The 10,191-nt window shown below is 36.2% G+C and carries 9 protein-coding genes and 1 riboswitch; of the genes, 2 read left to right on the top strand and 7 right to left on the bottom strand.

Annotation, left to right across the window (positions count from 1 at the left end):
• Positions 1–315: 315 nt before the first annotated feature.
• The 6 genes from aceA to BFL01S_RS16935 form a co-directional block, all read right to left on the bottom strand.
• The gene (gene aceA / locus BFL01S_RS16910) at positions 316–1,596 is read right to left on the bottom strand and encodes an isocitrate lyase (RefSeq protein ID WP_025907645.1); all 1,281 of its coding nucleotides are present in this window, start codon (positions 1,594–1,596) and stop codon (positions 316–318) included.
• A 398-nt stretch (positions 1,597–1,994) separates the two neighbouring features.
• Positions 1,995–3,254 (bottom strand): M48 family metallopeptidase, encoded by a 1,260-nt coding sequence (locus BFL01S_RS16915; protein ID WP_061786402.1) that lies wholly within the window; start codon positions 3,252–3,254, stop codon positions 1,995–1,997.
• Positions 3,255–3,438: 184 nt separating this feature from the next.
• Positions 3,439–4,215 (bottom strand): enoyl-CoA hydratase-related protein, encoded by a 777-nt coding sequence (locus BFL01S_RS16920; protein WP_061786403.1) that lies wholly within the window; start codon positions 4,213–4,215, stop codon positions 3,439–3,441.
• 38 nt (positions 4,216–4,253) lie between these two features.
• Positions 4,254–5,792 (bottom strand): fatty acid--CoA ligase family protein, encoded by a 1,539-nt coding sequence (locus BFL01S_RS16925; protein ID WP_061786404.1) that lies wholly within the window; start codon positions 5,790–5,792, stop codon positions 4,254–4,256.
• A gap of 259 nt (positions 5,793–6,051) precedes the next feature.
• Positions 6,052–7,041: a lipoate--protein ligase gene (gene lplA, locus BFL01S_RS16930; RefSeq protein WP_025907641.1), complete on the bottom strand. Its 990-nt coding sequence runs from the start codon at positions 7,039–7,041 to the stop codon at positions 6,052–6,054.
• A 15-nt stretch (positions 7,042–7,056) separates the two neighbouring features.
• Positions 7,057–7,791: an MBL fold metallo-hydrolase gene (locus BFL01S_RS16935; RefSeq protein ID WP_025907640.1), complete on the bottom strand. Its 735-nt coding sequence runs from the start codon at positions 7,789–7,791 to the stop codon at positions 7,057–7,059.
• A gap of 221 nt (positions 7,792–8,012) precedes the next feature.
• Here BFL01S_RS16935 and yhfH point away from each other — a divergent pair, with 221 nt between their 5' ends.
• Complete coding sequence (gene yhfH / locus BFL01S_RS20145) at positions 8,013–8,144, top strand: protein YhfH (protein ID WP_064484053.1); 132 nt, start codon at positions 8,013–8,015, stop codon at positions 8,142–8,144.
• A gap of 177 nt (positions 8,145–8,321) precedes the next feature.
• Here yhfH and BFL01S_RS20150 read toward each other — a convergent pair whose 3' ends face one another.
• Positions 8,322–8,486, bottom strand: a complete 165-nt coding sequence (locus BFL01S_RS20150) for a Spo0E family sporulation regulatory protein-aspartic acid phosphatase (protein ID WP_076513299.1) — start codon at positions 8,484–8,486, stop codon at positions 8,322–8,324.
• 311 nt (positions 8,487–8,797) lie between these two features.
• Positions 8,798–8,899: riboswitch (purine riboswitch) on the top strand.
• 69 nt (positions 8,900–8,968) lie between these two features.
• Between BFL01S_RS20150 and BFL01S_RS16940 the strand changes: the two genes are divergently transcribed.
• A complete protein-coding gene (locus tag BFL01S_RS16940; RefSeq protein ID WP_061786405.1) occupies positions 8,969–10,159 on the top strand; it encodes a NupC/NupG family nucleoside CNT transporter in 1,191 nt (396 codons plus the stop codon).
• The last annotated feature ends 32 nt before the right edge of the window (positions 10,160–10,191 follow it).

Consider the following 10,191-nt stretch of genomic DNA (forward strand, 5'->3'; position numbering starts at 1 on the left):
TTGCTCATAAAAGTTTTAAAAAATTAACGTTGACGTTTGTCGCTTTGTTCAGTTTTCAAAGTTCAACCGCCGCTCTTAAGCGACTTTACTATCTTATCAAGTTATCAACTCGTTGTCAACAACTTTTTTTGTTTTTTATTTTTTTCTTAACTTACTTGTTATCTGTTCGTTAAGAACATTTATTAATATAACAAATAGAATACTGCTTGGCAATCCCAAAGTAATAAGTTTAAATTTTCAATTAGATTAAAGGGATAATTCCCCTCCCAGCAAAAAACACAAGTGAAAGCCACTTGTGTTTTTTGCTTCTTAATATTAATTACTTGTAAACTGCTCTTCTTCCGTTGATCCTTTTAGTGCTGTTGTAGATGATGTACCACCTGATACAACCTGAGCAACTTCATCAAAGTAGCCCGTGCCTACCTCTCGTTGATGCCTTGTTGCCGTATAGCCATTTACTTCGCTACTAAACTCTCTCTCTTGCAATTCTGAATAAGCCCCCATACCTCTATCTTTATATCCTCTAGCCAACTCAAACATGCTATGGTTAAGCGCATGGAATCCAGCTAGCGTAACAAATTGAAACTTGTAACCCATCTTCGCAATTTCGCTTTGAAACTTTTCAATTGTTTTTGCATCAAGTTTTTTCTTCCAGTTAAACGAAGGTGAACAATTGTAAGCTAACATTTTACCAGGGAACTTTTCATGAATTGCATCCGCGAACTGTTGTGCTTGCTCTAAATTAGGCTCAGATGTCTCACACCAAATTAAATCAGCATACGGTGCATAAGCTAACCCTCTGGCAATTGCTTGGTCCAAACCAGCTTTTGTACGATAAAAACCTTCTGCAGTCCTCTCTCCTCTAATAAACTGTTTATCAACCGGATCAATATCGCTTGTGATTAAATCTGCAGCATCTGCATCAGTACGAGCAATTAATATAGTAGGAACTCCCATAACATCTGCAGCTAATCTAGCAGCAATCAAATTTTTAACTGCCGTTTGCGTAGGAAGTAAAACTTTTCCTCCAAGATGACCACATTTCTTTTCAGAAGATAATTGATCTTCAAAGTGAACAGCAGATGCACCTGATTCAATCATACCTTTCATTAATTCAAAAACGTTTAGCTGTCCACCAAACCCAGCTTCAGCGTCCGCAATGATTGGAGCAAAGTAATCCACTTCTCCTTCTCCTTCTAAATGTTGAATCTGGTCGGCACGTTGGAGCGCTTGATTAATTCTTTTTACAACATGCGGAACGCTATTAGCTGGATACAAACTTTGGTCAGGATACATATGGCCGGATAAATTGGCATCTGCCGCTACCTGCCAGCCGCTTAAATAAATAGCTTTTAACCCTGCCTTGACTTGCTGAACAGCTTGATTTCCAGTTAATGCTCCTAATGCATGAATGTAGTCTTCTGTCTGAAGCAAATTCCAAAATTTATTGGCACCCCTTCTAGCCAATGTATGTTCAATATCAATCGAGCCTCTTAAACCAATTACTTTTTCTGCTGAATATGGTCTTTCAATTCCACTCCAACGCTCATCATCTTTCCAACTATCCTCTAATTGCTTTACTCTTAAATCGTTCACTTTAATATCCCCCTTGCGATTTTCTCTTCTTTTTAACTTCTTTACTAGCTAATAATCCGCTTACATGTACTTGTTAGAAACAACACATCAACTTTATAAGTGTGAGAGTTATAAGAATGAAAGTTGGATTTTATTCAGCGTATATTGGGATGCATCCGCTTCTTTGTTAAGTAATATGAAACGCTCCGCTATTTTTATAACTTTACATGTTATGAGAGTCACAACTCCTCCTTATCACTTTGTTATAAAACAGATAATATTTTACAATGATTATTATATAACAGTATATTCAAAAGATGAACCCTTGCTTTTACGAATTTTCTATATAAGCAAGGGTTTCACACCTAAAACCCTTGCTGTTAGTAGGTTTTTACTTATATTTACTTTCTTTATAACAGTTATTCTTCTTTATTATGCTCTTCCATAAACTCAATTCTTTCTAAAATGGTTGGATGACTATAACGAAATACTTTCACAAGAAACGGAGGGTTTACCTGAGATAGACCTGAACGACTGAGTGCTTGAAACGTTTTGACCGCCGCTTCCTTGTCTTCCGTTAACTCTAAAGCATAAGTATCTGATTGCACTTCATGGTGTCGAGATAATAAGTTTGTAGCTGGACTAACCGCAAACGTAAGAACGGAGAGCAACAGTAAGATTAGAGGTAATGATGATACATCCTGAAATGATTTAACCTTTAAGTTAGTCCCCCACTTACGCATTATCATGTCTGACAGCTTCTTTGTCATCCATAACCCAACCAAAGAAAGCACTAGAGCACTGGCAATTCCAACATAGATATGCTTTTTCACATAGTGTCCCATTTCATGAGCCATGATAAATAAAATTTCATTATCGCTTAATTTATTTAAAGTGGTATCCCATAGTACAATCCTTGAGTTTGCACCTATCCCTGTTACATACGCATTCATTGAATTTGTCTTTTCAGACATATTTACTTCATATACATGATCCGTAGGAATAGATGCTTCATCTGCTAAGTGGAGAATTTTTTCTTCTAACTGCTTATCCTTCAGCGGATAAAAGTCATTATATAAAGGGTCGATGACGACCGGCTGAATAAATGTGATAAATAGTGTAAAAGGAATTGATAATAGCCATGCATAAAGCCACCATCTTTTTGGCGACTTGTTAATTAGAGTATATAGAACAAACACGATTAAGCACATCATAATAAGACTTATCCAAAAGTCAATAGTCATATCCTTCATCCAGCTTGTAAAAGGTTGCGTTGTAATATTATAGGCCATCGATAATTTGTAGCTAATCCAATCAAGCGGGAACGTAAACACCTGTAAAAGCAATGATAGCCAGAATACGTAAATAGCAGTTTGCAAAGCACTCATTTTCGTAATGTCCTTTGCCCACTTACTAAATTTACGCGAGAATCCCAGTACTAGAACTAAAACAAAGCCCAACCATTCATATGGAACAGAGAGAAAAAATAAAAAATCTTTTATTTGTGAATATTCTTGTGCTAATACAAGTTCTCTCTCATTCATAAAAGTGGCCGGATCACCACTTGTTCCTTTTAACGCATCAGGAATAGAGGTATCGCTCCATTGAAATAAATAAAGCCATATTAATACAGCGTATACAACAAATAAAGTAAACGAACCAAGTACAATTTTTTTCATATAAATCCCTCCTTTTAAAACCATCCAAAAGTGTACAAACAGTTATCAACTATTATTATTGTAGGTTTCATTCTGAAATTTAGAACAAAATTATTGGGTTCTTTTACTTTATATAGGGAGGTTTCCCGTTATCCTTTTCCATAGAAAAAGAACTGCCGCTATCGACAGTTCTCTTTCATTCTATTTATCTTCCTTTAAAGACAGGCTTTCTTTTCTCTGCAAAAGCTGTTAAAGCTTCAATACGATCTTCTGTTGGAATCGTTAACTCATACGCTTTCCGTTCAATTTGCAATCCCGTCTGCAAATCCACTTTCATTCCTTCTTTAATAGCAAACTTTGCTTGTTGCAAAGCAATTGGTGCATTTGCTAATATGCGGCTAATAAAACCGTCAACAACATCGTTTAATTCATAGAGTGGACTAACCTTTGTCACTAATCCAACCTTTTCTGCTTCCTGTGCTAGTAACCGCTCTGCTGTTAGAATTAGCTCAAGTGCTTTTGTTTCTCCAACAATGCGAGGCAATCTTTGAGTTCCACCAGCACCAGGGATAATTCCCAAGCTTGTTTCAGTTAATCCAAGTCCTACATCCGCTGCAGCAAATCGAAAGTCACAGGCTAAAGCCAACTCCATTCCTCCACCAAAAGCATAACCGTTAATGACGGCAAGCGTAGGTTGTGGAAGCTGTTCAATTTTAGAAAACACTTCACCAATTTTAAAAATATTCCGCTTTACTTCTTGGTCAGTAAGTGTTTTTCTTTCTTTTAAATCTGCTCCCACGCTAAATGCTCTTTCACCTGCACCGATAAACTTCACCACTCGCACATCTGGATCAATACGAGCTTTTTCTACCACCTGCTCTAGTTCACATAGCATGTCGTAGTTAAATGCGTTCATCGCTTCCGGGCGATTTAAAATAACTGTAGCGACTTGTTTATCCTTATCATACACAATAGATTCCATAGTACCCCCCTATTCTGAAATCGCTTTCAGTTTTTTATTTACTTTCCTAATAACTCTTTTCGTAAAGCCTTTCGCAAAATCTTCCCTGTAGCATTTTTCGGCAACTCATCTAAAAACGTAATGCTACTTGGAATTTTATATTTCGCTAAGTGAAGTTGACAGTAATCAAGTAGGTCTTGTTCACTAACAGCAGCATCTTTAACTACAACGTAACATTTAATTTGTTCACCAAATACAGGATCTGGAACACCAAGTACTGCCACTTCTACAACGTTAGGGTGTGAATACAACACTTCTTCCACTTCTCTTGGATACACGTTATATCCACCTACAATAATCATATCTTTTTTGCGATCTACAATATAGAAATAACCTTCGGGGTCCATACGAGCCAAGTCACCTGTATACAACCACCCATCTCGAAGTGCATGAGCTGTATCCTCCGGCAGCTTATAGTAACCCTTCATGACGTTTGCACCTTTAACAATTAACTCTCCCACTTCTCCTACGGGAACTTCTCTTCCTATTTCATCAACTACTTTATTTTCGACATTCATAATGGAAGTTCCAATAGAACCAGGCTTACGCTCTTTATCAATCGGATTAAAGCACGTAACCGGAGATGCTTCTGATAAGCCATATCCTTCGGCAACAACCACTCCGAATTGTTTTTCAAATTCTTTTAATAAAGCCACCGGCATTGATGCTCCCCCAGATATGCATAAACGTAGCGTCTTCACTTTTTCTTGAGCACCCTTATTCGATTGTAAAAGGAAGTTATACATCGTTGGCACACCAGCAAAAATTGTTGCTCTTTTCTCTTCCGCAAGCTGAAAGAAAATAGTTGGACTAAATTTAGGCATCACTAAAACTGTGCCCCCATTCATCAGCGGGGCATTCAGCGCAACAGTTAAGCAAAAAACATGAAACATTGGCAATGCAGCTACTACTCGATCTTCGCCATTAATACTTAAATAATCAGCGACGTCTTTAGCATTTTGATAGACGTTTTTCTGAGTAAGCATAGCGCCTTTTGGTTTACCTGTTGTTCCAGAAGTATATAAAATTAAAGCTGTGTCATCTTCATCAAGTGTTGGGAATTTATATGTAACGTCTTGGTGTTGTACAATAGATGAAAACGAATGAATATCATTTGAAGATAGAAAATTGTGTTCTTTTTGAAGGCTACTCTCACAAACAACCAAATGCTCAAGCGCAGATATTTCTGCTTTCATTTCTTCCAACAAAGGTACTAAAAGATCAAGCGTAATAGCTACCTTTGCATCGCTGTTCTGTAAAACATACGTGATTTCCCCTTTCGTGTAGGTTGGATTAATCGGAATAACTGTAGCGCCAACTCTTAAAGCACCATATAATCCAATAATAAAATGCGGTGAGTTTCCAAGTAATAATGCAATATGGTCTCCTTTTTGAACTCCTAACCTTTTTAAACCGTTTGCAAATAAAGTGATAGAGGTATCAAGATCAGCATAAGTGACTTCTTTATCCAAAAACACGTATGCAATCTTTTCAGGATACTGCTTCGCAGTGGTATGAAGCTGTAACGACAAATTCAATTATTCTCCTCCTCTCGCCATAATGAATGAATAACCATTCATTATTTAGGCGTAATATTGGAAACTTTCTTACTATATTATACTTTTTTTTATCTATCGTTGACAAGACTCTTATAAAGATAAGACTGACTTTAAATTTTCTCCATTACAAACGATTACTGCAGCTCTTATAGTTCTCTTACTTTTTATAGCTTCTTACTATATAAATAAAAAGCAGGCTAGAAAAGAATTAAGTTCTTTTCTAGCCTGCTTTACGCTCTTAATAAATAAGATCAATAAACTCTTCTTTTTCAACGTTCCCAAAATAGTGCTTCACATCAACATTTTCTAGTGCTGCTGCAATACTCGATCTTTCGTATCGGATGTTCGTTAACTTTTCTTCGACTTCACTAACATCTCCTACTCCAAAGAAGTCTCCATAAATTTTACATTGTGTAATAGTACCTTTGCTTACTTCTAAGCGCACATCAATTTGTCCAACTGGAAAACGGTGAGCATGCTGCACGTTAAATTTTGGTGATTTCCCATAATTCCATTCCCACGTTTGATAACGCTCGTTCGAAATTTCGTTGATTTTTTCCCAATCTTTTTCAGTCAACTTATATTCTTTAATATTTTCTTCTCCATCAAAAATGTAGCGTAAGATAAGCTGTTTAAATTCATTTACGGTAATTTTATCCGTTAAAAACTCACTGATATTTGCTACGCGACTTCTAATAGACTTAATACCTTTGGATTCAATTTTATCTTTTTTTACTTTCAACGCAGATACAACATTTTCAATTTCAGAATCAAATAAAAGCGTTCCATGACTAAACATACGACCTTTTGTTGAAAACTGTGCATTCCCAGAAATTTTACGTCCTTCGGCTAAAATATCATTACGGCCACTTAATTCTGCGTTTACTCCCAGTTTTGCTAATGCTTCAATAACAGGCTCCGTGAATTTCTTGAAATTATGAAAACTTTCCCCATCATCTTTCGTAATAAAGCTAAAGTTGAGGTTACCCAAATCATGGTACACAGCACCTCCACCTGATAAACGGCGAACAACATGAATTCCTTGATCTTCTACGTATTTCGTATTGATTTCTTCAATTGTATTTTGATTTTTACCAATAATGATAGACGGTTCATTCACGTAAAATAATAAATACGTTTCGTTAATATCTAAATGCTTAAGCGCATACTCTTCGATTGCTAGATTAATTCTTGGGTCATGTATATCTCCGTTGTTAATGTATAACATTTTTCTTTTATCCTCCTACTTATTCCATTGTAATCCTGAACTTGCTAAAAAAACGTTCCCTGTAAACTCGTTTTTTGCTTCTACTACTAATTGTTCTACTTCTCCGTAGTGTGGCAGATGCGTTAGCATTAGTTCTTTCGCGTTAGCACCGTGTGCTAACTTCCCTGCTTCGGTACTCGTCATATGCCCTGCCCCGCTTCCATTCTGGTGAGCATAGAAGTTGCATTCACAGATTACTAAATCAGCTTGCTGTGAAAAAGGCACGAACGCATCAATGTAGCTAGAATCTGCTGTATACACGACAGCTTTATCTCCAGCAGAAATTCGCATCGCATAGCATGTCACAGGATGCTTTGTTTGTAAAAATGTAATGGTAAATGGTCCAACTTCTAGCGATTGATTAGGGTTATAAGAAACCCCTTTTGTAATGCCAGAATGTGTCAGCTTTTCAAACGCTGCTTGATCGTATGTATGTCCATAAATAGGTAATTCTTTCACATCATTTCCTAAGTAAGATTGAATTAATCGAGCATATTGAAGTACGCCAATATCAGCAACATGATCATGATGATAGTGAGATAAAATAACTGCGTCAAGTTCTTGTGGAGCTACGTACTTTTGCAACTGTCCAAGTGCTCCACTTCCACAATCCACTAACAACTTATAGCCATCATGTTCAAATAAATAACTAGAGGTTGCTTCTGACACGCCAGGGTATCCACCCCAAAAACCAACAACTGTTACTTTCATCCAAGTTGTCCTCCCTTTCTGAATGCCTTTAGCCCTAGTATACCCCAGGTCCATTTAAAATCTAAACAAAAAAGGATGGAACAAGAATTGACAGATAACTAACTGTTATATAACAAATTACATTTTTTTATAAAAAAGGGCTATCTTTGTTCTAAAACACAGTTGCCAAAATAAAACTGTTATAATACAATGTTAATAACAAACAAACGGAGGCGATGGAGATGTTAGAAAAAATGTCTGATTTTTTCAAAAAATTACCAACTAAAAAGTGCTTAGAATGCGGTCAAGAGATTGAAGAGCAGCATGAATGCTATGGAAATAAATGCGATAACTGTGTAGATGTTATGAAATAGTAAGCGGTTACGTCAAAAAGGCTCTGTTTTATAACAGAGTCTTTTTGACGTAACCTTCAGTATTTATGCTACTCTTTTCAATTATCAAACAAATAAAGGCCTTTTTCTAACGTATTTAAGCAATTTTAGTTGAGCCGCGCATACTCATTTTGCTTACAGAGAAAGAAAACTATTCATTTAATCACAGGAATTCTTCAATTTTTGATACAAAAAAATTTTTTTATCTAACTCCTGGCTAACTTTTAGAATCGTGCCATAAGAGTACTCATTCGTTTCCTTTGCCAAGCGATAGATAATATCTTGTAAAGCACGAATCTCCTTTTCTAACTGAGATAGTTTCATCCAGTTACTTCATCCCCTAAGTTAAATTTCAACTACTTCATAATATCATTAACACCCGCATAAATTCATAGTTTTTTTGTAATAAATGCCATAATATTAGGCTAATCCAAAAAAGGAGAGCGATTTTTTATTCTCTCTCCATTTTTTATCTAAAAACAGGAAATTTGATGCTTTAGCCCCTGCCTTTTAACTAGATGGCTAACATATATGTTATCGCTTTTCTATGAAAAAAGAATATTTATAATATATAAACTTCTTAAAATACATTAATTTAATGTTGTCATACAATAGTCATATTGATAGAATGAAAACACATTTTTATACGCTTCCTTTGTATAATCGCGATAATATGGATCGCAAGTTTCTACCTAACAACCGTAAATTGTTAGACTATAAGGGAAAGCGGTACGTATGAGGTAAGACTTACTGCTGCTTTCTCCTATAGCTGGGAGGAAGCAGTTTTTTTATAGGAGGATTCCATCATGTCTTATCTTATCGGTCTACTATCACTTGTAGCAATTTTGTTTGTCAGCTGGCTTTTAAGTACAAATCGAAAAATTTTTCCTTGGCGTACGGTTCTCGTAGGTCTTTCACTCGAAATTTTATTTGTACTTTTTGTTCTTAAAGTACCTCTAGGTCAAACTTTTCTTGAAAAAACGGCATTAGGTATTCAAAAAGTTATTAATTATAGCAATGAAGGTGTTCAGTTTGTGTTCGGTGGTTTTTTTGAAAACACCAATATTACTTCTGTTTTTGCCATTAACGTACTAACCGTTATTATCTTCATTTCAGCTTTAGTGTCTGCACTTTACTATTTACGAATCATTCCTTTTTTTGTCCGCATCGTCGGAATTATCTTAGGAAAAGCTCTTGGCACTACGCAAGTTGAAACGTTTAATGCGGTTGGAAACTCATTTTTAGGGCTTGCTGAAGCTCCTTTACTCGTAAAACCTTACCTTGACAGGCTTACAAGATCTGAGCTTTTTGCTGTTATGGTAGGAGGAACAGCTTCTGCCAGTGGTGCAATTCTTGTTGGGTACTCTTTAATGGGAATTGATATGAAATATTTGCTCATCGCTGTCTTTAGCGTACCTCTTGTTTCAATTATTATTGCAAAAGTTATGTTACCAGAAACAGAAGAGTCTCAAACAAAAGAAAATGTAGCAATGGAAAAAAGCAATCATGCAAATGTGTTTGAAGCGATGGCAGACGGAACAGCAAGCGGTGTAATGCTAGCTTTAAATATCGGTGGTCTTTTAATTGCTTTCATTAGTATTCTTGCGTTGGTTGACGGGGCACTAGGCCTTGTAAACATAGATTTAGCAACCATTTTCAGCTATTTATTTTATCCTTTTGCTATTATTATTGGTATTCCTTTCTCAGATGCTTTACAAGCTGCTTCTATTATCGGAACGAAGCTTGCCGCTAACGAATTTGTTGCGTATTTAAGCTTAACTGAAGTGATGGATGAGCTATCGCCAAAGACCGTAGCAGTTCTTTCAATTACTTTATGTAACTTTGCGAACTTTTCATCAATTGGACAGCTTATTATCGGCTTAGGTTCTTTAGCCCCTTCTAGACGAAAAGAAGTTTCGAAACTCAGCTTGCGCGCAATCATTGGTGGAACATTAGCAAGCTTCATTACGGCTATTCTTGTCGGTGTATTTATGTAAATAGAAGTCTGACGACAGACGTCATACTAAAA

The organism is Priestia flexa NBRC 15715, assembly GCF_001591565.1.
GTDB lineage: Bacteria > Bacillota > Bacilli > Bacillales > Bacillaceae_H > Priestia > Priestia flexa.

Bases quoted from the DNA above. Each gene is read 5' to 3' on its own strand.
- BFL01S_RS16915 (WP_061786402.1), bottom strand. From the start codon at position 3,254: ATGAAAAAAATTGTACTTGGTTCGTTTACTTTATTTGTTGTATACGCT.
- BFL01S_RS16920 (WP_061786403.1), bottom strand. From the start codon at position 4,215: ATGGAATCTATTGTGTATGATAAGGATAAACAAGTCGCTACAGTTATT.
- lplA (WP_025907641.1), bottom strand. From the start codon at position 7,041: ATGTTATACATTAACAACGGAGATATACATGACCCAAGAATTAATCTA.
- BFL01S_RS16935 (WP_025907640.1), bottom strand. From the start codon at position 7,791: ATGAAAGTAACAGTTGTTGGTTTTTGGGGTGGATACCCTGGCGTGTCA.
- yhfH (WP_064484053.1), top strand. From the start codon at position 8,013: ATGTTAGAAAAAATGTCTGATTTTTTCAAAAAATTACCAACTAAAAAG.
- BFL01S_RS20150 (WP_076513299.1), bottom strand. From the start codon at position 8,486: ATGAAACTATCTCAGTTAGAAAAGGAGATTCGTGCTTTACAAGATATT.
- BFL01S_RS16940 (WP_061786405.1), top strand. From the start codon at position 8,969: ATGTCTTATCTTATCGGTCTACTATCACTTGTAGCAATTTTGTTTGTC.